Origin of the sequence: Rickettsia endosymbiont of Urophora cardui (assembly GCF_964030725.1) — a bacterium.
Taxonomy (GTDB): domain Bacteria; phylum Pseudomonadota; class Alphaproteobacteria; order Rickettsiales; family Rickettsiaceae; genus Rickettsia.
In genome coordinates, this window is record NZ_CAXIPY010000002.1 from 124728 (window position 1) to 148845 (window position 24118).

A 24118-nucleotide genomic window follows, 5' to 3' on the forward strand; every position below is an offset into this window, starting at 1 on the left:
CGAGGAGCATCATTTAAATATAGATATATCATGGCTCATTTAACGATAGATGAAAGATTTAAAATATACGAAATGAATAAGAGTGGTTATAGCTCGCGATATATAGGGACAAAGATTGGCCGTGATAAAAGCACTATATGTTATGAACTCAAGAGAATGAGGCATAATTATAGACCAGATAGGGCTAACACACTTGCTTGCAGTTTAAGGCAAGGTAAGAGAAAAAGAAAATTAGATAGTCCGTCCGCCAAAACTCTACAAGCCTTATAGATAATATGGTTTTAAGACAAGAAGTAATACAACAATCCGTAAGAAAATGATAAAATATGGTCATAAACCTTATGGATTTCAGTCAATGCCAATAGACAACATTATCAAATCGCAAGAACAAGGGAAACTGTTTGGTTATAAATTAAAAGAAGAATTAAACCCAAATAATAAGCTATATAAATTAAGAGAATTAATAAATTGGTCTAGGCTCGAAGAGTGGTTATCAAAAAATGTTTGTATTAAGAAATTTGGTAGAAATAGAAAATGTCATAGAGTGATGCTTGGCATAACGATGCTACAAGCAATGTATAATTTTTCAGATTCATTATCAGAGGAAGAGCTAAAAGAGAATATGTATTGGCAGTATTTCTGCGGGTGGGAATATATAGAAAAAGACATAGCTATCTCGGAAACTAGTATACGACGGTTTCGTAGTGTATTAGGTGAAGCTGGATATAATGAGATATTATCGGAGTTGATCAGGGTTGGGATAAAAACTAACACAATTAAAAAAAAAGATTTGGAAATGATGCTCCTCGCAGCAGAGCTACGAGGTATCTAAAAAAGTTTTAGTTGTTTCTTATGATATCACGAAGCAGAGCTTCGGGGAATTAAACCCTGAGAGATTAATCATCGCTGATACGACTGTACAAATTAAGAATATCAAACACCCACACGATGTTTATTTAATGGATAAAGCTAGGCTTAGCATAGTAAAGCTTTGCAACAGTTTGGGTATACATTTGAATGAAACATACGCTAGAACCTATAAACGCGATATAGTAAAGCTATGGAAATATAAAGAACATAGTAAAGCCAAGAAGCGTTGGAAAATAATGAAGCATTTAAAAATATTACTGGGTCGTTTGATTAGAGTATGTGAGCGTGAGATCAAAAATAAGCAATTAAACTTGTCTCTCAAAAATCAAGAAGTATTGCAAAAAATAAAACAAATACATAACCAATCTGTTTTAAAAAGAGAAGCTAAAAAGCAATATAAAGAAGATAACAAAGTATTATATAGTTTTCATGCCCCTGAAGTAGAGTGTATAGGAAAGGGAAAACGCAACAAGCCATATGAGTTTGGCAATAAAGTAGCGGTAGTAGTAAGTGGTCGTAGAAATTTTGTTTTATCCGCAAAATCGTTTCATAATAATCCTTATGATGGTCATACATTGCATCAGAGCTTTGAAGCAGTAGAGAGTGTCACTGGAATCAAGATAAAGAAATCATTTGTTGATCTTGGGTATAGTGGTAGCAATGTAAAGGAGAAGAGTAAGGTATATACCCCAAAAACGCGGAAGAAGTTGTTACAAGAGGACAAGTCTATGATCAAGAGACGCAGTGCCATAGAACCAATAATAGGTCACTTAAAGCAATATGGTCGGATGGGTAGAAACTTCTTGAAAGGTATGATAGGAGATATTATCAATCCAATAATTCTGCTATTGGTTTGAATTTACGATGCATTGCAAATCATTTACAAATCGTGTCTAACTCCACATAAATCAAAAATATCATCATGCAAAAACTAGATGAACGATAAAAAATCGTTAACAATAGCTCCATATCAAAATTAGACCAACACAGAAATGTATCAGTAAAAATTAACATAACTTATTAATTTTTATTGAAAATCTTAGCAATTTGTTGTCAAAACTCTATCCCATTACAAATGATCAGGATTTGAAGTGTTTTTGGCGGATAGACTTGATATGGAGCTATTGTTAACGATTTTTTATCGTTCATCTAGTTTTTGCATGATGATATTTTTGATTTATGTGGAGTTAGACACGATTTGTAAATGATTTGCAATGCATCGTAAATTCAAACCAATAGCAGAGATTATTGGATTGATAATATCTCCTATCATACCTTTCAAGAAGTTTCTACCCATCCGACCATATTGCTTTAAGTGACCTATTATTGGTTCTATGGCACTGCGTCTCTTGATCATAGACTTGTCCTCTTGTAACAACTTCTTCCGCGTTTTTGGGGTATATACCTTACTCTTCTCCTTTACATTGCTACCACTATACCCAAGATCAACAAATGATTTCTTTATCTTGATTCCAGTGACACTCTCTACTGCTTCAAAGCTCTGATGCAATGTATGACCATCATAAGGATTATTATGAAACGATTTTGCGGATAAAACAAAATTTCTACGACCACTTACTACTACCGCTACTTTATTGCCAAACTCATATGGCTTGTTGCGTTTTCCCTTTCCTATACACTCTACTTCAGGGGCATGAAAACTATATAATACTTTGTTATCTTCTTTATATTGCTTTTTAGCTTCTCTTTTTAAAACAGATTGGTTATGTATTTGTTTTATTTTTTGCAATACTTCTTGATTTTTGAGAGACAAGTTTAATTGCTTATTTTTGATCTCACGCTCACATACTCTAATCAAACGACCCAGTAATATTTTTAAATGCTTCATTATTTTCCAACGCTTCTTGGCTTTACTATGTTCTTTATATTTCCATAGCTTTACTATATCGCGTTTATAGGTTCTAGCGTATGTTTCATTCAAATGTATACCCAAACTGTTGCAAAGCTTTACTATGCTAAGCCTAGCTTTATCCATTAAATAAACATCGTGTGGGTGTTTGATATTCTTAATTTGTACAGTCGTATCAGCGATGATTAATTCCAAATCTTTTTTTTTAATTGTGTTAGTTTTTATCCCAACCCTGATCAACTCCGATAATATCTCATTATATCCAGCTTCACCTAATACACTACGAAACCGTCGTATACTAGTTTCCGAGATAGCTATGTCTTTTTCTATATATTCCCACCCGCAGAAATACTGCCAATACATATTCTCTTTTAGCTCTTCCTCTGATAATGAATCTGAAAAATTATACATTGCTTGTAGCATCGTTATGCCAAGCATCACTCTATGACATTTTCTATTTCTACCAAATTTCTTAATACAAACATTTTTTGATAACCACTCTTCGAGCCTAGACCAATTTATTAATTCTCTTAATTTATATAGCTTATTATTTGGGTTTAATTCTTCTTTTAATTTATAACCAAACAGTTTCCCTTGTTCTTGCGATTTGATAATGTTGTCTATTGGCATTGACTGAAATCCATAAGGTTTATGACCATATTTTATCATTTTCTTACGGATTGTTGTATTACTTCTTGTCTTAAAACCATATTATCTATAAGGCTTGTAGAGTTTTGGCGGACGGACTAAATAATCATCTAGTTCTTGATTGAATATTACTCTTCTATACTTTGCCGGCGTTACTAAATGATATATTAGTACTGTGACATTATGACTCTTATGTATATAACTGCTTTCTTCCATTCAAGTAGTATATCACGAAGCAGAGCTTCGGGGAATTAAACCCTGAGAGATTAATAGCTGAATTTTGACGAAGCAACCTCAGGAATATATTTCCTTATGAGATTGCTTTTTAACCTTAAGCATTTTCTTCGTCAAGTTTTGCTGCTACTTTACGCATTTTATCCATAAAGAAACCTGTCCCTGCAGGTACTAAACGCCCAACTATAACATTCTCTTTAAGTCCTCGTAGCTTATCAACCTTACCAGCAATAGCAGCTTCGGTTAAAACCCTAGTAGTTTCTTGGAATGATGCAGCAGATATAAATGATCTAGTTTGTAGAGAAGACTTGGTAATGCCTTGTAATATTAACTGAGCATCAGCAGGTCTTAAACCATGCTTAATTGCTTTTTCATTTATTTCATCAAATTCACGTCGATCTATCTTCTCACCTACTAATAATGTAGTACCGCCTGAGTCTGTTATTTCTACTTTTTGTAACATCTGACGAATAATTACTTCTATGTGCTTATCATCAATTTTTACCCCTTGTAAACGATAAACAGCCTGGACCTCTTTAACAATATAGCTTGCAAGAAGTTCTACACCCATCACTTTTAAAATATCCTGAAGTACTGGATTACCATCAATCAATAAGTCACCTTTCTTAACAAAGTCTCCCTCATTAACCACAACATACTTACCTTTTGGCACCATATACTCAAGACCCATTGAACCGTCAACTGGGTGTATAATAATACGTCTCTTAGATTTATAATCTTTACCGAACTCTACCCGCCCATCTATCTCAGCAATCACTGCATGATCTTTTGGACGTCTTGCTTCGAAAAGCTCGGCTACTCTTGGTAAACCACCAGTAATATCCTTAGTAGTAGTGGACTCTTTCGGAATACGTGCAATTATATCACCTACTGATATCTGCACCCCATCTTCTAAACTTAAAACCGCTCCAACTGGTAAATAATATCTTGCTTCTAAACCATTTGATAACATGATAATTTCACCTTGAGCGTCAAGAAGCTGAATACGTGGTCTTAGTTCTGCTCCACGTGAATATTGTTTTGATTCAATGATAACTTTGCTTGGAATACCAGTTGCCTCATCAGTTACATCAGATACCGAAATCCCCTCAACCATATCTTTAAATAATACCTTACCAGATTTTTCAGTAATGATAGGTATGGTATATGGATCCCATTCTGCAAGCTTCTGCGTCTTAGTAACCATATCGCCCTCATCAACAAGTAATCTAGCACCATATGGGATTTGACTACGAGCTTTTTCATTGCCATTATTATCAAGTAATAATAACTCGCAGTTACGGCTCATAACAATTTTTCGTTCTTCGGAATTAATAACCACGTTACGGCTAAGAATTTTTACTTTTGCATCATACGCAGCTTCTACAGAAGACACTTCAGCTCCTTTTGTTGCTGCTCCTCCGATATGGAAAGTTCTCATTGTAAGCTGTGTACCAGGCTCACCGATAGATTGGGCAGCGATCACACCTATAGCTTCCCCTTCGGAAACTAACGAACCAGTAGCAAGATCTCTACCATAACATATAGCACATATACCGGTGGAACTTTCACAGGTTAATACTGACTTCATCATAATTCTATCTAAACCTGCAGACTCAATTTGCTCTAATTTAGACTCATTAATTAATTCACCTTTGGTGAGAATTAAATCATTAGTCACCGGATGATATATATTAATAGCTGCCGTACGACCTAAAATCATTTCAGCTAAAGGCACTATTACTTCACCACCTTCTATAATACTCTTTACTTCAATACCTTTATCAGTGTTACAATCTTTTTCAGTGATAATACAATCTTGTGCAACATCTACTAATTTTCTTGTTAAGTAACCTGAGCTTGCGGTTTTTAAAGCTGTATCTATTTGCCCTTTACGCATTCCGTTAGCAGAGTTAAAGCATTCAAATACAGTTAATCCTTCCTTAAAGTTAGCGATAATAGGTGTTGGTATAATTTGACCATTTGATTTAGTCATAAGCCCACGCATACCACCAAGCTGTTTAATCTGCTGGAAAGACCCTCTAGCACCTGAAATAGCCATCATATAGATGGAGTTTATCTTTTGTTGATTCGAATCATCACTAACAGGCGGCTTAGCAATTTCTTTCATCATGTCATTAGCTACTCTATCAGTACATCTTGACCATGCATCAATTACCTTGTTATATTTTTCGCCGTAAGTAATTAAACCATTTGAATATTGCTGCTCAAATTCCTTAATCTCAAGCTGTGTTTCATCGATATGAACAATTTTAGATTTTGGTACAACCATATCATCCATACCAAAAGAAATGCCTGAAGAACAAGCATATTTAAAGCCAAGTTTCATCAACTGATCAGCAAAAATTACTGTAGCTTTTTGACCGCAGTGACGATAGACTAAATCTATTACTAGGGAGATATCTTTTTTAGTTAAAGGCTTATTAATAAACTTATATTCTATATTAGGATTAGAAGGCAACAACTCACCAACCATTAATCTTCCATAAGTAGTATCAACTATAACAGGAACTATTTTACCCTCAGCATTTAACTGATTACGACGATATTTTATCTTAGTATGAATCGTTATAAATTTGTTATATAAAGCATGCTCCATCTCCGTTAAGTCTGAGAACATCATCCCCTCACCTACCTCATGATCAAAAGCAAGCGTTAAATAATATAAGCCGAGTACTATATCTTTATCTGGTACAATAATAGGACGTCCATTAGCGGGGCTTAAAATATTATTAGTAGACATCATAAATACCCTAGCTTCAAGCTGGGCTTCAATCGATAAAGGAATATGTACCGCCATTTGATCACCGTCAAAGTCCGCATTGAAAGCGGCACAAACAAGCGGATGAAGCTGTATTGCTTTACCTTCGATTAATAATGGCTCAAATGCTTGGATACCTAAACGGTGCAATGTCGGAGCTCTGTTAAGTAATACAGGGTGTTCTCTTATGACTTCCTCAAGCACATCCCAAACTTCAGGCTTTTCAGCCTCAACCATTCTTTTAGCTGCTTTAATAGTTGTAGCAATACCATATAATTCAAGTTTTGAGTAAATAAACGGCTTGAACAATTCCAGAGCCATTTTTTTAGGTAAACCGCACTGATGCAGTTTAAGCTCAGGTCCTACTACGATAACTGAACGTCCTGAGTAGTCTACCCTTTTACCAAGTAAGTTTTGACGGAAACGACCTTGCTTACCTTTCAGCATATCACTTAAGGACTTAAACGGACGCTTATTAGCATTTTTTGCTGCTCTACCACGGCGTCCGTTATCAAATAACGCATCCACTGCTTCTTGCAGCATTCTTTTTTCATTTCTAACAATTATATCAGGTGCTTTTGACTCTATAAGCTTCTTTAGACGATTATTTCTATTAATTACTCTTCTATAAAGTTCATTAAGATCTGAAGTAGCGAATCTTCCACCATCTAACATAACAAGTGGTCTAAGTTCAGGAGGCATGACCGGCAACACGTTCATAATCATCCATTCTGGCTTATTTTCAGATTCTAAAAAGTCTTCTACTAATTTTAAACGCTTTACTAACTTTTTCTTTTTTACTTCTGAAGTCGTATTTTGTAGTTCTTCATATAGCTCTTGCTTTAATGTTGGGAAATCAAGCTCTTTTAGCATTTGCTGTACTACTTCTGCACCGATAGACGCAGTAAACGCATCTTCCCCGTATTTATCTTTTGCTTTTTGTAGTTCTTCTTCAGTTAAGAGTTCACCTTTTTGTAGAATAGATAACCCAGGATCAACTACTACATAATTTTCAAAATAAAGAATTTTTTCTATATCTCGCATCATCATATCAAGAAGCGTACTAATTCTTGAAGGAAGAGATTTTAAAAACCAAATATGAGCAACGGGAGCAGCAAGTTCAATATGCCCCATTCTTTCACGTCTTACTCTAGAAACAGTAACCTCAACACCGCACTTTTCACAAGTAATACCGCGGTTTTTCATTCGCTTATACTTGCCGCAAAGACATTCATAATCTTTTACTGGACCAAAAATTCTTGCACAAAATAAACCATCTTTCTCAGGCTTAAAAGTACGATAATTAATAGTTTCAGGTTTTATTACTTCACCGAAAGACCATGAACGTACTTGTTCTGGACTTGCTATATTAATTCTTATCTGATCAAATTGTTGAGTATTACTTAATTGTCCGTAAAAATTTACTACACTCATAAATACTTTTTCCTTAAAATTGCTCTTATATACCTTTGATGCTTCAAGATTTAGGGGCTTGTGCTCACGTAATTTTCTACGCCTCACCGCTTATTTGCTCCCAAATTTTGAAGTATCTGCATTATACTTCTTTATTAGAGTCGTTGTGTGAGTATACTTCTTTTCTTTCAAGAGCAGCACTAACTACTCCTCCTAAAAGAAAATTTTAATAGTTTTATTCAGTAATCCTTAAGAAGTCACTTCAAGTTTTACATTAAGACATAAAGATCTAAATTCTTTTATCATCACATTGAATGACTCAGGAATACCAGATTCAAAATTATTTTCACCACGCACTATAGAGTCATAAATCTTAATTCTACCATTTACGTCATCTGATTTAACAGTTAACATTTCTTGTAACGTATAAGCAGCTCCATATGCTTGTAATGCCCAGCATTCCATTTCCCCAAAACGCTGACCACCAAAATGCGATTTTCCTCCAAGAGGTTGCTGAGTCACTAAACTATAAGGACCTATAGAACGAGAGTGAATTTTATTATCTACCAAGTGATGTAGCTTTAATAAATATTTCTGCCCTACAGTTACTAAGCGATCAAAATATTCACCAGTTCTACCATCAATTAGCTTTACTTGCCCTGAAAGATCTTGACCTGCAAGCCTTAGCATATCCTTAACGTCTTCAACCTTTGCACCATCAAATACTGGAGTTGCAAAATATACTCCCTTAGCAGCTTCATTACAGAATGAAATAATTTCTTTGTCAGATTTTTCAAGTATATGATTAATATTCTCACCATATAGCTCGATTAAAAACTTCTTAATCTTCTCAATACTTGCATGTTTAGTTTTATGTTCTTCTACTAAACCTGCTATTTTTTTTGCTAGATTCACTGATGCCCAACCAAGATGAGTTTCAAGCACCTGCCCTATATTCATACGAGAAGGAAGACCTAAAGGATTTAGAACAATATCAACTACAGTCCCATCTTCTAAGAATGGCATATCCTCTTCTGACACAATACGTGAAATAACACCTTTATTTCCGTGTCTTCCTGCCATTTTATCACCAGGTTGTAATTTATGCTTAGTTGCGATAAATACTTTAACTACTTTTAAAGCACCTTGAGGTAAATCATCTCCGCTTTGTAATTTTTCTACCTTAGTAGCGAACCTTTTATTAAGAGCTTCTTTTTTGCCATCATAATGACCTTTCAGCTGCTCTATTTCATTCATTACATTTGCATCTTCAACAGTAAACTGCCAAAGTTGTCCTTTAGATAAACCTTTTAATGTTTCGCTTGTAATAGTTTGCCCAGTCTTTACTGTCTTAGGACCATTAATACTTACCTGTCCTACTAAAAGCTTCTCAAGCCAACTAAATACAAAATGCTCAATAATTTCTAATTCATCATCACGGTCTTTTGCTAATTTCTCAATTTGTTGTTTTTCAATAGCAATGGCACGCTGATCTTTTTCAACACCTCGACGAGAGAATACTCTTACTTCTACTACCGTTCCGCTAACCCCAGAAGGAACATGCAGTGATGAATCTTTCACATCAAAAGCTTTTTCTCCAAAAATAGCTCTCAGTAATTTTTCTTCAGGAGTAATAGGCGACTCACTTTTCGGCGTTACTTTCCCTACTAAAATATCACCTGCTTTTACTTCTGCACCTACATAAATTATTCCGACCTCATCAAGATGACGAAGTGCTTCTTCACTTACATTCGGTATATCACGTGTAATTTCTTCTGGACCAAGGCGAGTATCTCTTGCTATTACTTCAAACTCTTCAATATGGACAGAAGTAAAGACATCTTCTTTTACTATTCGTTCTGATATTAGAATTGAATCTTCAAAATTGTATCCATTCCAAGGCAAGAAAGCGACTAAAACATTTCTGCCTAAAGCAATTTCACCATTATCGGTACTAGGTCCATCAGCTATAATATCATTCTTCTTAACATAATGACCAACCTTAACTAAAGGCTTTTGATTGATACAAGTATTATGGTTAGACTTTTGGAATTTTAATAAGTTATAAATATCAACTGAAGGGGCACTTTCGGTTTTTTGACCAATAGCTCTAATTATAATTCTATTTGAATCTACTTGCTCAACTATACCATCATTTAATGCAAGCACAGATGCTCCAGAATCTTTTGCTACCACTCCCTCAACTCCCGTACCCACAAAAGGTGCATCAGTTTTAATTAAAGGAACCGCTTGTCTTTGCATGTTTGATCCCATCAAAGCACGGTTAGCATCATCATTTTCTAAGAACGGTATAAGGGAAGCTGCAACAGATACAACCTGCATAGGCGTTACATCAATGAAGTCCACTTCTTGCGGCTCTACCATTACAAAATTGCCACCTTCAACTCGGCAATTAATAAATTCGCCTTGCAATATTCCGTCTTTATCAACCTTAGAATTTGCTTGACCGATCTTATACTTCCCTTCCTCAATAGCTGAAAGATATACTACTTCATCGGTTACATGCCCATCTTTGACTTTTCTATATGGGCTTTCTATGAAACCATGCTTATTTATTCTAGCATAAGTGGCCATAGAGTTAATTAATCCGATATTTTGACCTTCAGGTGTTTCAATAGGACAAATACGACCATAGTGAGTTGGATGCACGTCACGCACTTCAAAGCCGGCTCTATCACGACTAAAACCACCAGGACCTAATGCTGATAATCTTCTTTTATGAGTTATTTCAGATAATGGATTTGTTTGATCCATAAATTGGGATAATTGCGAAGTACTGAAGAATTCCTTTACTACAGAAACTAAAATTTTAGAATTCACTAAATCGTGAGGCATTACTGTATCAATATCACCTGCCGACATTCTTTCAACCACTGACTTTTCCATCCGGACAAGACCTATTCTGAATTGATTTTCTATCAATTCACCAACCGATCTAACTCTTCTGTTACCTAAGTGATCAATATCGTCTATGACACCTTTGCCATCTTTAAGCTCTACTAAAACTCTTAGTATATTTTTTATATCATCTGTAGTTAAAACAGTAGTTTCATCAGAGATATTTAGTTCTAACCTTGAATTCATTTTTATTCGACCTACTTCTGAAAGATCATATCTTTCAGGGTCAAAGAATAAATTATAAAATAAACTTTCAGCAGCTTCAATATTAGCAGGCTCTCCCGGTCTTAATACTCTAAAAATATCAAATAATGCTGATTCACGATCTTGGTTTTTATCAGAAAATAAAGTATTTCTTATATATGGACCAGATTGAGGATTAATTACTAATACGCTAATATTTTTAATTTTAAGATCACTAATTACACTAAGTAACTCAACAGTAACCATTTCGCCGATTTTTGCTAATACTTCACCGCTTTCAGGGTCTTTTAAATCCTCAGATAAATATTTACCAATTAAAGCTTCATGAGATACTAAAATATTATTAAGCCCTTCCCCAGCATATTTTTTAGCCAAGCGAGGAGTAATTTTTTGTCCTGCTTTAAGTAAAACATTTCCCGTATCAGCATCTACTAAATCACTTGTTAATCTATGAGCAGTAATATGGCTAGGCATAAATTTAACTGCCCATCCCTTATTTTTAACAACTTTATAATTTACTGAATCATAATAAAATTTTATTATTTCCTCTGTGCTCATGCCTATTGCTTTAAGCAAAGTAGTAGCATAAAGTTTTCTTTTTCTATCTATTCTAAAATAAATAATATCTTTAGCATCAAACTCTAAATCAAGCCATGATCCTCTATATGGAATAACACGTGCAGAATATAAAAGTTTTCTAGAAGAATGGACTTTGCCCTCATCATGATAGAAAAACACCCCAGGTGAGCGATGCATTTGCGATACAACTACCCTTTCTGTACCATTGATGATAAAAGTACCATTTTTAGTCATTAATGGGATGTTACCCATATATACTTGTTGTTCTTTGATACCCTTAATCTCTCGGCTTCCAGTATCTTCGTCTATATCCCAGATACTTAATCTTAAGGTTACTTTAAGAGCAGAATCATAGCTTAAGCTTCTTTGAGTGCATTCTTCTACATCATATTTTGGAGTATCAAATTCATATTTAACGAATTCTAAGTTAGCAATATTAGAAGGATCAGAGATAGGAAAAATTGAATTTAATATAGATTGTAAGCCTTTATTTTTTTTTTCGGAATCTTTTGTATCTAGCTGTAGAAAATTTTTTTCATATGAATTTTTTTGAATCTCAATTAAATTCGGTATATCTGCTACTAAATTTATATGACCAAAATTTTTTCTTACTCTTTTATTATGTAACAAGGGTTGTACTTCAATATTATCCCTTAATGAAACCATATAATCTCCTGACTGATAAAAAATTAACTATCAACATTGAAGTTAATAGTTAAAGAAACTTAAATAGACTTATTATTAAACTTTATTAACCTGAAGTTTTGACAAAAATTCTAATTTTTCTGACTAAAGTAAAAATTTATATTTAAAGTTAAATATTTAGTGCCTTTATCAGCTTAAAAGCGATATTTCTACAATTTAAAGTAAATTATTTGATATATAATACAAATTATAGATTGATACACTCGCCACTTTTTTTAATAAAAATTTTTTGTCAAAACTTCAGTTAACGCAAGCATTATGACAAGATTTTAAAATCTTGTCTTAAATCTGCATCATTAACTTTTAAAGTAATATACATTTTTAATGCTTAGGGTTTAAGTTATTAACGTAAATACGGTTTTACAGTTTCATAACTTCACTACATTAACTAAAATTTTTGTTAAATGAAGATAATTTTGATAAAAATTTTTAATGGTAATTTTTAACTTAGCGTTAACTACTAGAAATTACTAACAAATCACTTTATAAAAAAGTAATTCATTAACAAAATAGCTAAAAGCCTTATTTAAATTTAACTACTAAAATAAGGCTTTTAAAAATTCTAATAAGCAATGTTAAATTTTATATTAACGTAAAAAATTTATTATGAAAATAAAATTACTTTAATTCTACTTTTGCTCCAGCAGCTTCTAATTTGCTTTTAATTTCTTCTGCTTCTGCTTTTTTTACATTACGCTTAATTGGCTTTGGAGCTTCATCAACTAATTTTTTAGCTTCAATTAAACCAAGACCTGTAATTTCTTTTACAACTTTAATTACTTCCACTTTTTTATCACCACTAGAAGCTAAAACTACTTCAAAATCAGTTTTTTCAGCAGCTGCTTCAGCAGCAGGAGCGGTAGCGGCTGCTACAGCTATAGGTGCTGCTGCAGATACACCCCATTTTTCTTCTAACATTTTTACAAGCTCAGCTGCTTGCATTAATGTTAAAGATGATAATTGTTCTTCAATTTTAGCTAAATCTGCCATAATTTTTTCCTTTTTACTTATTATATATTATTATCTGAACTAAACAACCCTCAGCTATAAGCTGAGGGGTTATAAAGTGGAATCGATTAGAAATCGATCATCATTCACAGGTTCACCTTCCTGTTCATCAATATAGTGCTGTATCATTTCATCAGTTATATTACCTGAACTGACTGCCATATAGCCCCTAGCCCACAAATGATTGCCCCAAAATTGTTTTCGTAAATGAGTCAATTCTTGCAATAAAATTCTTGAGCTAATGCCTTTTAAATACTGTACTAACTTGCTAAGAGATATTGGCGGCTTATATGAGATAAACATATGTACGTGATCACATGATATTTTCCCTGACATTATATGTACTTCATGTTCCATGCAAATCTGCCTCAGTAAATCTCTAGTCCTTTCCGATACTTTGCCTATCAATATTCTCTTCCTATATTTTGGTATCCATATAAGATGCACTTTTAAATCATACTGACTATGACTATTCTTTCTATAACTTCTCATATTTCTTGATATAAATTCATTGCTAAAGCAATTTCATTATATCTTCCCTTCGCCTAAAGGCGAGGGATTTTTGATCCCCGAAGGGGGACATTAATTTTTACTAGCATTTGCTTGTACTACCCTGGCTAAGCTTGAAGACGGTGCTTGTAAAACGCCTGCAATCTTAGTAGCCGGAGCTTGTAATAACCCAACAATTTTACTTCTAAGCTCATTTAATGAAGGTAACTTAGAAAGTTCTTTTATTGAATGTTCATTTAATACTTGTTTATCGACTATACCGCCAACAATCTTAAGATTTTCATTACTTTTAGCAAAATTAACTACTAACTTTGCCATTTCAACCGGTTCTTTAGAATAAACAATAGCGGTAGGACCCGAAAATAAGCTTACGATATCATCAAGACCTACTTTATTTGCTGCTATTTTTGCTAAAGTATTTTTAACAACTTTAAAACCTGCATCTTTAGACTTAAGAGACTCTCTAAGTGAATTGACTTCACTAACAGTTAATCCGTGATAATGAGCAACGATTACAGATGGCGAATCTTTATAAATACTTGCTATTTCTTCTACAACTTCCGGTTTTTCCGATCTTAACACTTTATTAATTCTCCTTGTTACAACACTTGAGATGTTTCTATATTTTTCTCAATAACTTATTATTTATTAAGATAGCTATTTTTTTATATTTTATTAGTCTACTTATAAAAACAGTATAAACTTAGTAAATTTATCTTCACTGACATATTAGATCAATTTGTGAAGTTTTACTTAAAGCTATAGTGGCTTTCACCGCATAATTTATAAAATTTAGTACAAACGAGTTTAATATATTAGGCTTTGCTAAAGGATCTAGACTCAAATGTATTAAATTTAGTTTATGCTATACTAGCTAAATCTATTTGTACTGATGCACCCATAGTAGAAGATAAATATATTGCTTTTAAATAACTTCCTTTCACCCCAGTAGGTTTTGCTTTAACTACTGCATCAATAAACGCTTTCAAATTTTTTAATAAATCTTGATCTGGAAAAGATAATTTTCCAAGACCTGCATGAATTATACCTGCTTTTTCTGCTCTATATTCTACTTGACCGCTTTTAGCATTCTTAACAGCACCCTTAATATCTAATGTCACAGTTCCGAGTTTAGGATTCGGCATTAAACCTTTTGGCCCTAAAATTCTTGCAACTGAACCTATAGCTGCCATCATATCAGGAGTAGCTATACATACATCGAAATTGATCTTACCGGCTTTAATTTCATCAATAATATTGCTTGAGCCTACTAAATCTGCACCTGCAGCTTTCGCTTCTTCTTCTCTTTCTTCTTTACAAATAACGGCAACTCTTACAGTCTTACCTGTACCTGCGGGTAAATTAACTACACCACGTACCATTTGATCAGAATGTCTTGGATCAATTCCAAGCTTCATAACTATTTCTAAAGTTGGATCAAATTTAACATAAGAAACGGATTTTAATTTCTCAACCGCAGTTGTTAAATTATATAAACTATCCGATCTTACTTTAATGCGTGCTTCTCCTATTTTCTTACCGCCGCTAGATTTTATAGCAACATCTTTGTTATTTGACATAATAATTAATTCCCTACAACTTCAATTCCCATAGATGCTGCACTACCACAAATAATCTTTGTTGCCGCATTAATATCTTTTGTATTTAGATCAGGTATTTTTAACTTTGCGATCTCACGACAATCATCCATAGTGATTTTACCTACCACAGCTTCCTTTTTAGTAGCACCAGACCCCTTTTTAACTTTAGCATATTTCTTTATAAGATGAGATGCTGGCGGTGTTTTAACTATAAAAGTAAAACTCTTATCTACATATATAGTAATAACAGTTGGAAGAGGCGTCCCTTTTTCAATACCTTGTGTAACAGCATTAAAAGCTTTACAAAATTCCATGATATTAACTTTTCTTTGTCCAAGCGTTGACCCTATAGGAGGAGCAGGGGTAGCTTCACCAGCATTTACATTCAAGTTAATATAACCTTCTATTTTTTGTGCCATTTACGAATATCCTTCTTTTCTCTCTTAATCATAGCCTTAAATTTTTTTATCTTTAAAGATAATCAAATAATAATTCTATTTATTTACATTAGTCGTTTTTCTTTACTTGAGTAAAACTTAACTCTATCGGAGTTGCTTTGCCAAATATTGATACTGAAACTTTTAATCTAGCTTTTTCTTGGTCTACTTCTTCTACAGTTCCTGTAAAGGTTTCAAAAGGTCCTGCTGTAACAGTCACTATTTCGCCGACCTCATATAATTTCGCATCTTTTGCTTCTTTAGCTTCGGTTTCTAATCTAATGTTCTGTATTTCGCTTTCTGTAAGAGCTTTTGGAGTAGTTTTACTACCTAAAAAGCCTGTTACTCCTGGTATATTTTTTACTAAATGCCAAGATTTATCTGTCATATTCATTTTTATTAGAATATAGCTAGGCATTAATTTTTTTTCTACCTTGACGTTTTTACCGCGTTTAACTTCAGAAACACCAAAAACCGGTACTAATATATCATCAAAAAAATCTGACATTTGCTGCTTGCTAATTCTCTCAAGCATAATTCGTTTTATACGATTTTCTGCTCCTGATGCAGTATGTATAACATACCACTTTTTTGTATCTTTTTCAGAATTTGACAATATATTATCTATATTTTGTTCTGCCACAATTTATTCCTTGATAACTATTTACCGATGTTAAGTAAAATTTGTATTATGTTATGTATACCATAATCGAGCACTAAACAAATTAGGCTAAAAACAAAAACCGCTACTATGACTACTAAAGTCAAAGCAGTTAACTCTTTTTTAGTGGGCCAAACTACTTTATAAGCTTCTTGTTTAACTTGTTCAAAAAACTTATATATTTTATATTCTTTAAACATATTTATAAGTTATTTTATAGTAAAAACCCTATTACTTGTAATGGCAGGAGCGACAGGCATCGAACCCGCAACCTCCGGTTTTGGAGACCGGTGCTCTACCAATTGAGCTACACTCCTATCATATTTTAAATAAAAAATCAACAAAATTTATTGGAAACCTTTTTATTTAAATATAATATTTTTAATTTTAAGCTAATAATAAATATTATTTTTTAACTTTAATAGTATCTGCAACTTGAGTTGGTACTTGATCATAATGATTAAATACCATGCTATACTGAGCTCTACCTTGTGATAAAGATCTAAGCGTATTAACATAACCGAACATTTCAGCTAAAGGAACATATGCCTTGATGACTTGAGCATTACCTCTTGGTTCCATACCTTGAACTTGTCCTCTACGACTATTTAGATCACCAATAACATCACCCATATACTCATCTGGTGTAATCACTTCAACTTTCATAATAGGTTCAAGTAATTTAGGATTACCTTTAGGCATCCCCTCTCTAAATGCTGCTTTTGCTGCAATTTCAAACGCAAGTACGCTAGAATCTACATCATGGAAAGCACCATCAATTAATGTAGCTTTAAAATCGATCATAGGATAACCTGCAACTACGCCTGTGTCCCTAATGTTATTTAATCCTTTTTCTACACCAGGAATATATTCTTTAGGTACAGCACCGCCAACAATTTTACTTTCAAAAACAAAGCTCTTATTTTTATCTTCTTCTTTTAGATCTTTCACATCTTTTAGAGGTTCAAAAATGATTTTTACACGTGCAAATTGACCTGCACCACCTGATTGCTTTTTATGGGTATAATCAATTTCGCAAGCTTTAGTAATTGTTTCACGATATGCAACTTGAGGAGCTCCCATATTTGCTTCAACTTTAAATTCTCTTCTCATACGATCGATGATGATCTCTAAATGAAGCTCACCCATTCCTTTAATAACAGTTTGCCCTGTTTCTTGATCAGTTGAAGTTCTAAATGAAGGATCTTCAGCTGCTAAACGAGAAAGAGCTAGCCCCATTTTTTCTTGATCAACCTTTGACTTAGGCTCTACTGCAAGCTCAATAACTGGCTCAGGGAATTCCATTCTTTCTAGAATTACTTTTTTATCTTCATCTGATAATGTATCACCAGTAGTGGTATCTTTAAGCCCTGCTAATGCTACTATATCACCTGCTGATGCTTCTTTTACATCCTCACGGTTATTAGCATGCATTAATAGCATTCTACCTATTTTCTCTCTCTTATTCTTTACAGTATTAATAACGCTAGTTCCTGAAGTAATCTTACCTGAATACACTCTAATAAAAGTTAATGAACCAACAAATGGATCATTCATAATTTTAAATGCTAAGGCAGAAAATGGCTCAGAAACAGAAATAGGAAAATCTTTTTCTTCACCTGTACTAACTTCAACGCCTTTTACTGTAGCAATATCAATAGGTGATGGTAAATAATCTACTACAGCATCAAGTAGCGGCTGTACACCTTTATTTTTAAATGCACTACCGCATAAAACTGGATAAAAAGCTGCTGAAATAGTACCTTTTCTTATTAACTTCTTAATCTCTTCTTCAGTTACTTCTTCACCAGACAAGTATTTTTCCATGACTTTATCGTCTAGTTCAACAACCATATCAAGCAAACTAGCACGATATTCTTCTGCTTTTGCTTTCAGGTCACCAGGAATTTCTTGATAAGAATACTCAGCACCTAAAGACTCATCTTTCCAAACTATTGCTTGCATTTTAACAAGATCAACAACTCCTTTGAAATTTTCTTCAATACCTATAGGCAACTGAATAACTAAAGGTTTTGCTCCTAAACGATCCTTGATCATGTCAACGCATCTATAAAAATCTGCTCCCATTCTGTCCATTTTATTGACAAAACACATTCTAGGCACATTATATTTATCAGCTTGTCTCCATACTGTTTCAGATTGAGGTTCAACACCTGCAACACCATCAAACACTGCAACAGCACCATCAAGAACACGTAAAGAACGTTCTACTTCAATTGTAAAGTCAACGTGTCCAGGAGTATCAATAATATTAATTTGTTTATCTTGCCATCTACAAGTAGTAGCAGCCGAGGTAATTGTTATACCACGTTCTTGCTCCTGCTCCATCCAGTCCATGGTAGCACCGCCCTCATGCACTTCACCTATTTTATGGGATTTACCTGTATAATATAGAATACGTTCTGTAGTAGTAGTTTTACCTGCATCAATATGAGCACATATACCGATATTACGGATATTTTCAAGCTTTTTACTCATATTTAGTTACCCTGCTTTGTTTTTTTAGGGCTAAAGTGTGAGAAAGCTTTATTAGCTTCAGCCATTTTATGGGTATCTTCTTTTTTCTTAATAGCAACACCTCTATTATTTGAAGCTTCCAATAATTCTTCAGCGAGTTTATCAATCATCATTTTTTCAGAACGCTTTGTTGCCGCTGTAATAATCCAACGAGATGCAAGAGCATATCCTCTCCTTTCATCAACCGGAGTTGGAACTTGATAATTAGCTCCACCTACTCTTACAGAAGTTACTTCCAAATATGGCTTTACATTATTCATAGCATCACTGAAAGTCTGATACGGATCAGCTTTATGTTTTTTTTCAATTTTATCGAAAGCAGAATAAACTATTTTTTCTGCGAGAGCTTTTTTTCCCTCTTTCATAATATTATTGATAAACCTAGAAAGTAAAACACTGTTATACTTCATATCAGGTAAAATTACTCGCTTTTCTGCGGCGTGACGACGTGACATTTGACTTTTTCTCTCTAACTAATAATTATTTTTTTGTAGCTACAACTTGTTTACGAGGAGCACCATAACGTGAACGACCTTGTTTACGCCCTTTAACTCCGGCAATATCATAAGCACCGAGTACCACGTGATATTTTACCCCTGGAAGATCAGGAACCTGCCCGCCTCTTACTAATACTCTATCGTGCTCTTTCACACTATGCTTTTCACCAGGAATATAAACATTTACTGTTCTTTTATTACTTAAACGCACAGTTGCTACTTTACGAAGAGCTGAGTTAGGCTTTTTAGGAGTAACAGTTTTCACTACTAAACAAACTCCACTTTTAAAAGGATTAGCCTCTAACGCAGGAGATTTAGTTTTACGAACTTTTGATTTTCTTCCAAAACGCACTAATTGATTATATGTTGGCATTAAAAAAACACTCCAAAAAAAACTTACAAGTACCACAGAGACTTCAAAAGTTGGAAGTCAAATAAGCGGTGAGACTGCACAGCGTACAAATAGTACGTGAGCAAAAACGAATCCCGAAATTTGACGTACCAAATCTTGAAATATCAAAGGTACATACGATGATTAAAGGGCAAAAACTACTTTTGCCCTTTGAATTTTAAATGATTTTACAAATGCAAATAATATATTTACACTGTCAAATTAAATTACACTAAATTTAAATTATAATTACTTTTTCCATAAAAGCAAGTATGTTTTAACTAACAATTAGTTTTTTCTCTATTATTCTTGCTATAAAACTTATTAGCATCACTAAAATATAGTAACAACAAGCGGCAACAATCATGGGGAAAAAATAATTATACGTCTCAAGCGATACAATTTGTGCTCTTTTCATCAAGTCCATTTCTCCAAACATTGAAATAATGGCTGACTCTTTGATTAAATTAATAAGCTCATTGGTTAGCGATGGAAAAATATTTTTAATTGCTTGTGGCAAAATTATATCTTTCATAATCAAAAATTTGGGGATAGCAAGAGCTTCTGCCGCCTCAAACTGCCCTTTATCAACTGCATTAATTCCTGCTCTTATTACTTCCGAAACATAAGCACCTGAATTAAGAGAAAAAGAAATAGCACCTACCATAAATACAGTAAATTTAATACCTATTAAATAAGGTGAGGCAAAATATACGATACTTAATTGGATTAATAAAGGCGTACCTCTAAAAATAGAAGTATAAAAATCTGCAAAAAGTCTTAAAACACGATTTTTATTTACCTTACAAAGTGCTAGCAATACTCCTATAACTAGACCAAATATAACAGCAATAACGCTATATTTTAAAGTGACCAAAGTCCCTTCTACAATAAAAAGGATTTTTGGAGAAAATTTTATTAAATATTCAAACATGTTTTTAGTGATATAATTTTTAGATATTGTGTCAGATTTTTGTCATTGCAAAGAGCAAAGGACGTTATTGCATGGCTCGTTTATGTCATTCCCACGGAGGCATTGTTGCGTGAATCAAAAAACGTCCTCGGTGTCATCCCGTGGCTTGTCCACGGGATCCAGAAAACAGTAAAAAATACTAATACTTTTAGTATTTTAAGCTGGATCCCGCAATCAAGTTGCGGGATGACAGAGGGAAATCAATCCACACAACAACAACACCAAGGATAATTCTAGTATACTCTCTTCGCTGGTGGGATTGCCTTTACTTCATCACTCAAAGTAGTTAAAGTAACAGGTTTGTAATCAAGCACCACCTTGCCGGATTCATCAACCACGCTAAGAGTATGTTGCATCCAATCTTTATCATTACGATCGGGATAATCTTCCCTTGCGTGTGCTCCTCTGCTTTCTTTTCTGGCAGCTGCTGAATATACAGTTACTAAAGCCTGATCAAGTAAATTATCTAACTCTAAAGCTTCAACTAAATCGCTGTTCCAAATTAAAGATTTATCATTAATTTTTATATCTTTATAACTGCTTCTTATCTCACTAATCATTTCTGCCCCTTCATCTAGCACTTCTTGAGTTCTAAACACTGAAGCATGACTTTGCATAGTTCTTTGCATTTTAAGCCTTAAATCTGCAACCGAAATATTACCGCTACTATGACGAATTTTATCAAATCTACTAATAATTTTTTCAAGTGCTTCTTCTGATACAGGTTTATGCGGGCTTGCTGGCTTAATAAGCTCAGCTGCTTTTAGTGCTGCACTTCTGCCGAATACTACTAAATCAAGCAAAGAATTTGATCCTAGACGATTAGCTCCATGCACCGATACACAAGCGGCTTCACCGATCGACATAAGACCTTTTACTACACTATTATGATTTTTGCCATCTTTAATTATTACCTGACCATGATAATTAGTAGGTATTCCGCCCATATTATAATGCACTGTAGGAAGTACCGGTATAGGCTCTTTGGTTACATCAACACCAGCAAAAATTTTAGCTGTTTCAGAAATACCAGGCAAACGACTATGTAAAATTTCCGGTGATAAATGATTTAAATGTAAGAATACATGGTCTTTATGTTCTCCAACTCCTCGCCCCTCACGAATCTCGATAGTCATCGCTCTTGAAACCACATCCCGTGATGCTAAATCCTTTGCAGCCGGTGCATAACGTTCCATGAAACGCTCACCATTAGTGTTAACAAGATAACCGCCCTCACCTCTAGCTCCCTCTGTTATAAGGCAACCAGCTGAGTATATTCCGGTCGGATGGAACTGGACAAACTCCATATCTTGCAGCGGCAAGCCTGCTCTAATAGCCATACCACCCCCGTCACCCGTGCAAGTATGGGCAGAAGTTGCTGAAAAATAAGCACGCCCATATCCGCCCGTTGCAAGCACTACATTATGTGCTCTGAAACAATGCAGACTACCATCATCTAAATTCCAAGCAACTACTCCTCTACATTCACCATCTTCCATCAATAAATCAATAGCGAAATATTCGATAAAAAACTGTACTTTATGCTTTAATGATTGTTGATATAAAGTATGAAGTATAGCATGTCCAGTACGATCTGCTGCTGCACATGTACGTTGTGCTGCCTTGCCTTTGCCGTACTCGGTAGTCATACCGCCAAAAGGACGCTGATAAATTTTTCCCTCTTCGGTTCTTGAAAAAGGTACGCCGTAATGCTCAAGCTCTAAAATCGCATCCGGAGCATTCTTGCACATATATTCGATTGCATCCTGATCGCCTAACCAATCAGAACCTTTGACCGTATCATACATATGCCAACGCCAATCATCCGCTCCCATATTACCAAGAGCTGCACTAATACCGCCTTGTGCTGCGACAGTATGGCTACGAGTCGGGAATAGCTTAGATATACAAGCCGTATTAAGACCCTCTTTAGCCATACCGAACGCAGCACGTAACCCTGCACCGCCTGCCCCTACGACTATTACGTCAAATTTATGATGAATTATACTATACGATTTGGTCATTAAGTTAATTTTCTATTTTTAAATGTTTGTATGGATTTCTTCCACTATTGTCACCCCGTGGCTTGTCCACGGGGTCCAGCTAAAAATACTAATAACATTAGTATTTTTTATTATTTTCTGGATGCCGTGGTCAAGCCACGGCATGACACATTTAAATTAATTATCCCTTATAAAACATAGCTGCTATAAAAGCTACGATAGTTAGAATACTAAATAGCTTCACTGCTATAATTAATGTATTCCGTAACTTGTTGCAGCTTATATAATCCTCTATTACTACCTGCATTCCAAGCATGGCATGATATAAAGAAGTAATTACTGCGATTAATAAAGGTATTAAATTAATAGGTCTTTTCAGCTCCCAAATAATAATGTTTACATCACTATTTTTATTGGCTAGCGTAAAATATAGTAACCATACAGAACACAACACTAATATAATAGCGGTAATTCTTTGTAGCAACCAATGATGTGAACCACTTTTAGCAGAACCAGTATTTTTTGCTTTTACAATCTCTGCTCTAAAATCATATGTCATTAATTTTCTCCAAACACATTTTTTTCGTTATTAAGTATGTCATCCCGCGAGCTTGTAGCGGGATTCAAAAAACGCCCTCGGTGTCATCCCGTGGCTTGTCCACGGGATCCAGCATAAAGCGAGATAAACCGAGCTTTTAATTTTAAGAAGTTACTGTGTTTATATTTTTACTGGATCCCGTGGTCAAGCCACGGGATGACAAATAATATTACTACACCCACAACAATATCGTAAATAAGACAGAACAAACAACCACGCTCCAGCCTGTTAAATTAACTGCTTTTATAGAAAAGCCTAATCCAATATCCCAAAATAAATGCCTGATGCCGTTACATACATGATAAAACCAAGCAAAGCTAGTTAGTATCAAACATATTTTTATAATGCAACAACAATTAGCTAGCTTTATATAATTACTATCAAATTTGCTAAGAATAAACCACCATGCCAAAATTGAAACTGCAAAAAATAAAGCTACCCCTGTCATACGATGCAAAATCGATAAGGTAGAACTTATTTGCGGCTTATATATAGTTAGATGCGGCGAAGTCGGACGCTTATTATCAATTTCTTGTTTGGTTTTAGTCATAAATTAATTTGTGTAGCACTGCATAACTCTATGTCACTTGATCGTCATTGCGAACGAATGAAATGAGCGTGGCAATCTCAGGAGTATTAGTATTATTTGATAAGATTGCTCCGTCGCTTTGCTCCTT

The 24118-nt window shown here is 34.2% G+C and carries 20 protein-coding genes, 1 tRNA gene and 3 pseudogenes; 5 read left to right on the top strand and 19 right to left on the bottom strand.

Features of this window, described 5'->3' with window-relative positions; genetic code table 11:
• Nucleotides 1-30: 30 nt before the first annotated feature.
• From AAHI98_RS02025 to AAHI98_RS02035, 3 genes and pseudogenes are all read left to right on the top strand, one after another.
• Nucleotides 31-237, top strand: a pseudogene (locus AAHI98_RS02025) (helix-turn-helix domain-containing protein); the annotation flags it as partial.
• A 79-nt stretch (nucleotides 238-316) separates the two neighbouring features.
• Nucleotides 317-832 carry a transposase gene (locus tag AAHI98_RS02030; protein WP_342224890.1) on the top strand — a complete coding sequence of 172 codons (516 nt, stop codon included), beginning with the start codon at nucleotides 317-319 and terminating at the stop codon, nucleotides 830-832.
• A gap of 127 nt (nucleotides 833-959) precedes the next feature.
• Nucleotides 960-1727, top strand: coding sequence for a hypothetical protein (locus tag AAHI98_RS02035; protein ID WP_342224891.1), 768 nt, complete (start codon nucleotides 960-962; stop codon nucleotides 1725-1727).
• A gap of 320 nt (nucleotides 1728-2047) precedes the next feature.
• Here the strand turns inward: AAHI98_RS02035 and AAHI98_RS02040 are convergent, their stop codons facing one another.
• From AAHI98_RS02040 to rpsL, 15 genes and pseudogenes are all read right to left on the bottom strand, one after another.
• Nucleotides 2048-3409, bottom strand: coding sequence for an IS5 family transposase (locus AAHI98_RS02040; RefSeq protein ID WP_342224717.1), 1362 nt, complete (start codon nucleotides 3407-3409; stop codon nucleotides 2048-2050).
• A gap of 78 nt (nucleotides 3410-3487) precedes the next feature.
• Nucleotides 3488-3604 (bottom strand): annotated as a pseudogene (locus tag AAHI98_RS02045) (IS200/IS605 family transposase); the annotation flags it as partial.
• A gap of 115 nt (nucleotides 3605-3719) precedes the next feature.
• Nucleotides 3720-7838 carry a DNA-directed RNA polymerase subunit beta' gene (rpoC, locus tag AAHI98_RS02050; RefSeq protein WP_342224892.1) on the bottom strand — a complete coding sequence of 1373 codons (4119 nt, stop codon included), beginning with the start codon at nucleotides 7836-7838 and terminating at the stop codon, nucleotides 3720-3722.
• 228 nt (nucleotides 7839-8066) lie between these two features.
• Nucleotides 8067-12185: a DNA-directed RNA polymerase subunit beta gene (gene rpoB, locus AAHI98_RS02055; protein ID WP_342224893.1), complete on the bottom strand. Its 4119-nt coding sequence runs from the start codon at nucleotides 12183-12185 to the stop codon at nucleotides 8067-8069.
• 657 nt (nucleotides 12186-12842) lie between these two features.
• The gene (gene rplL, locus AAHI98_RS02060; protein WP_342224894.1) at nucleotides 12843-13214 is read right to left on the bottom strand and encodes a 50S ribosomal protein L7/L12; all 372 of its coding nucleotides are present in this window, start codon (nucleotides 13212-13214) and stop codon (nucleotides 12843-12845) included.
• Between the two features lie 69 nt (nucleotides 13215-13283).
• Nucleotides 13284-13724, bottom strand: a complete 441-nt coding sequence (tnpA, locus tag AAHI98_RS02065; protein WP_342224895.1) for an IS200/IS605 family transposase — start codon at nucleotides 13722-13724, stop codon at nucleotides 13284-13286.
• Nucleotides 13725-13814: 90 nt separating this feature from the next.
• Nucleotides 13815-14324, bottom strand: a complete 510-nt coding sequence (rplJ, locus tag AAHI98_RS02070; protein WP_342224896.1) for a 50S ribosomal protein L10 — start codon at nucleotides 14322-14324, stop codon at nucleotides 13815-13817.
• A gap of 278 nt (nucleotides 14325-14602) precedes the next feature.
• Nucleotides 14603-15322 carry a 50S ribosomal protein L1 gene (gene rplA / locus AAHI98_RS02075; RefSeq protein ID WP_342224897.1) on the bottom strand — a complete coding sequence of 240 codons (720 nt, stop codon included), beginning with the start codon at nucleotides 15320-15322 and terminating at the stop codon, nucleotides 14603-14605.
• Nucleotides 15323-15327: 5 nt separating this feature from the next.
• Nucleotides 15328-15762 (bottom strand): 50S ribosomal protein L11, encoded by a 435-nt coding sequence (gene rplK / locus AAHI98_RS02080; RefSeq protein ID WP_342224898.1) that lies wholly within the window; start codon nucleotides 15760-15762, stop codon nucleotides 15328-15330.
• Nucleotides 15763-15850: 88 nt separating this feature from the next.
• Nucleotides 15851-16423, bottom strand: coding sequence for a transcription termination/antitermination protein NusG (gene nusG, locus AAHI98_RS02085; protein WP_342224899.1), 573 nt, complete (start codon nucleotides 16421-16423; stop codon nucleotides 15851-15853).
• A gap of 17 nt (nucleotides 16424-16440) precedes the next feature.
• Nucleotides 16441-16641: a preprotein translocase subunit SecE gene (gene secE / locus AAHI98_RS02090; RefSeq protein ID WP_342224900.1), complete on the bottom strand. Its 201-nt coding sequence runs from the start codon at nucleotides 16639-16641 to the stop codon at nucleotides 16441-16443.
• A 41-nt stretch (nucleotides 16642-16682) separates the two neighbouring features.
• Nucleotides 16683-16758 (bottom strand) — tRNA-Trp (locus tag AAHI98_RS02095).
• An 88-nt stretch (nucleotides 16759-16846) separates the two neighbouring features.
• On the bottom strand, nucleotides 16847-18940 hold the full coding sequence (gene fusA / locus AAHI98_RS02100) for an elongation factor G (protein WP_342224901.1): 2094 nt from the start codon (nucleotides 18938-18940) through the stop codon (nucleotides 16847-16849).
• A 2-nt stretch (nucleotides 18941-18942) separates the two neighbouring features.
• On the bottom strand, nucleotides 18943-19434 hold the full coding sequence (rpsG, locus tag AAHI98_RS02105) for a 30S ribosomal protein S7 (protein WP_342224902.1): 492 nt from the start codon (nucleotides 19432-19434) through the stop codon (nucleotides 18943-18945).
• Nucleotides 19435-19459: 25 nt separating this feature from the next.
• Nucleotides 19460-19849, bottom strand: coding sequence for a 30S ribosomal protein S12 (rpsL, locus tag AAHI98_RS02110; protein WP_341788384.1), 390 nt, complete (start codon nucleotides 19847-19849; stop codon nucleotides 19460-19462).
• Between the two features lie 31 nt (nucleotides 19850-19880).
• Here rpsL and AAHI98_RS02115 point away from each other — a divergent pair.
• Nucleotides 19881-20001: pseudogene (locus AAHI98_RS02115) on the top strand (palindromic element RPE5 domain-containing protein); the annotation flags it as partial.
• Between the two features lie 143 nt (nucleotides 20002-20144).
• On the opposite strand, the gene AAHI98_RS02120 reads toward AAHI98_RS02115, so the two are convergent.
• On the bottom strand, nucleotides 20145-20801 hold the full coding sequence (locus tag AAHI98_RS02120; RefSeq protein WP_342224903.1) for an amino acid ABC transporter permease: 657 nt from the start codon (nucleotides 20799-20801) through the stop codon (nucleotides 20145-20147).
• A gap of 45 nt (nucleotides 20802-20846) precedes the next feature.
• Between AAHI98_RS02120 and AAHI98_RS02125 the strand changes: the two genes are divergently transcribed.
• Nucleotides 20847-21071: a hypothetical protein gene (locus tag AAHI98_RS02125; protein WP_342224904.1), complete on the top strand. Its 225-nt coding sequence runs from the start codon at nucleotides 20847-20849 to the stop codon at nucleotides 21069-21071.
• A gap of 2 nt (nucleotides 21072-21073) precedes the next feature.
• Here the strand turns inward: AAHI98_RS02125 and sdhA are convergent, their stop codons facing one another.
• The 3 genes from sdhA to sdhC all read right to left on the bottom strand — a co-directional run bounded on the left by sdhA (nucleotide 21074) and on the right by sdhC (nucleotide 23991).
• On the bottom strand, nucleotides 21074-22864 hold the full coding sequence (gene sdhA / locus AAHI98_RS02130; protein WP_342224905.1) for a succinate dehydrogenase flavoprotein subunit: 1791 nt from the start codon (nucleotides 22862-22864) through the stop codon (nucleotides 21074-21076).
• A 160-nt stretch (nucleotides 22865-23024) separates the two neighbouring features.
• Nucleotides 23025-23402 (bottom strand): succinate dehydrogenase, hydrophobic membrane anchor protein, encoded by a 378-nt coding sequence (gene sdhD / locus AAHI98_RS02135; RefSeq protein ID WP_342224906.1) that lies wholly within the window; start codon nucleotides 23400-23402, stop codon nucleotides 23025-23027.
• 211 nt (nucleotides 23403-23613) lie between these two features.
• Nucleotides 23614-23991, bottom strand: coding sequence for a succinate dehydrogenase, cytochrome b556 subunit (gene sdhC / locus AAHI98_RS02145; RefSeq protein ID WP_342224907.1), 378 nt, complete (start codon nucleotides 23989-23991; stop codon nucleotides 23614-23616).
• Nucleotides 23992-24118: the final 127 nt, after the last annotated feature.

Bases quoted from the DNA above. Each gene is read 5' to 3' on its own strand.
- sdhD (WP_342224906.1), bottom strand. From the start codon at position 23,402: ATGACATATGATTTTAGAGCAGAGATTGTAAAAGCAAAAAATACTGGT.
- AAHI98_RS02030 (WP_342224890.1), top strand. From the start codon at position 317: ATGATAAAATATGGTCATAAACCTTATGGATTTCAGTCAATGCCAATA.
- rpoC (WP_342224892.1), bottom strand. From the start codon at position 7,838: ATGAGTGTAGTAAATTTTTACGGACAATTAAGTAATACTCAACAATTT.
- rpsL (WP_341788384.1), bottom strand. From the start codon at position 19,849: ATGCCAACATATAATCAATTAGTGCGTTTTGGAAGAAAATCAAAAGTT.
- rpoB (WP_342224893.1), bottom strand. From the start codon at position 12,185: ATGGTTTCATTAAGGGATAATATTGAAGTACAACCCTTGTTACATAAT.
- tnpA (WP_342224895.1), bottom strand. From the start codon at position 13,724: ATGAGAAGTTATAGAAAGAATAGTCATAGTCAGTATGATTTAAAAGTG.
- rplK (WP_342224898.1), bottom strand. From the start codon at position 15,762: ATGGCACAAAAAATAGAAGGTTATATTAACTTGAATGTAAATGCTGGT.
- rpsG (WP_342224902.1), bottom strand. From the start codon at position 19,434: ATGTCACGTCGTCACGCCGCAGAAAAGCGAGTAATTTTACCTGATATG.
- rplA (WP_342224897.1), bottom strand. From the start codon at position 15,322: ATGTCAAATAACAAAGATGTTGCTATAAAATCTAGCGGCGGTAAGAAA.
- sdhA (WP_342224905.1), bottom strand. From the start codon at position 22,864: ATGACCAAATCGTATAGTATAATTCATCATAAATTTGACGTAATAGTC.
- sdhC (WP_342224907.1), bottom strand. From the start codon at position 23,991: ATGACTAAAACCAAACAAGAAATTGATAATAAGCGTCCGACTTCGCCG.
- fusA (WP_342224901.1), bottom strand. From the start codon at position 18,940: ATGAGTAAAAAGCTTGAAAATATCCGTAATATCGGTATATGTGCTCAT.
- secE (WP_342224900.1), bottom strand. From the start codon at position 16,641: ATGTTTAAAGAATATAAAATATATAAGTTTTTTGAACAAGTTAAACAA.
- AAHI98_RS02035 (WP_342224891.1), top strand. From the start codon at position 960: ATGGATAAAGCTAGGCTTAGCATAGTAAAGCTTTGCAACAGTTTGGGT.
- rplL (WP_342224894.1), bottom strand. From the start codon at position 13,214: ATGGCAGATTTAGCTAAAATTGAAGAACAATTATCATCTTTAACATTA.
- AAHI98_RS02040 (WP_342224717.1), bottom strand. From the start codon at position 3,409: ATGATAAAATATGGTCATAAACCTTATGGATTTCAGTCAATGCCAATA.
- AAHI98_RS02120 (WP_342224903.1), bottom strand. From the start codon at position 20,801: ATGTTTGAATATTTAATAAAATTTTCTCCAAAAATCCTTTTTATTGTA.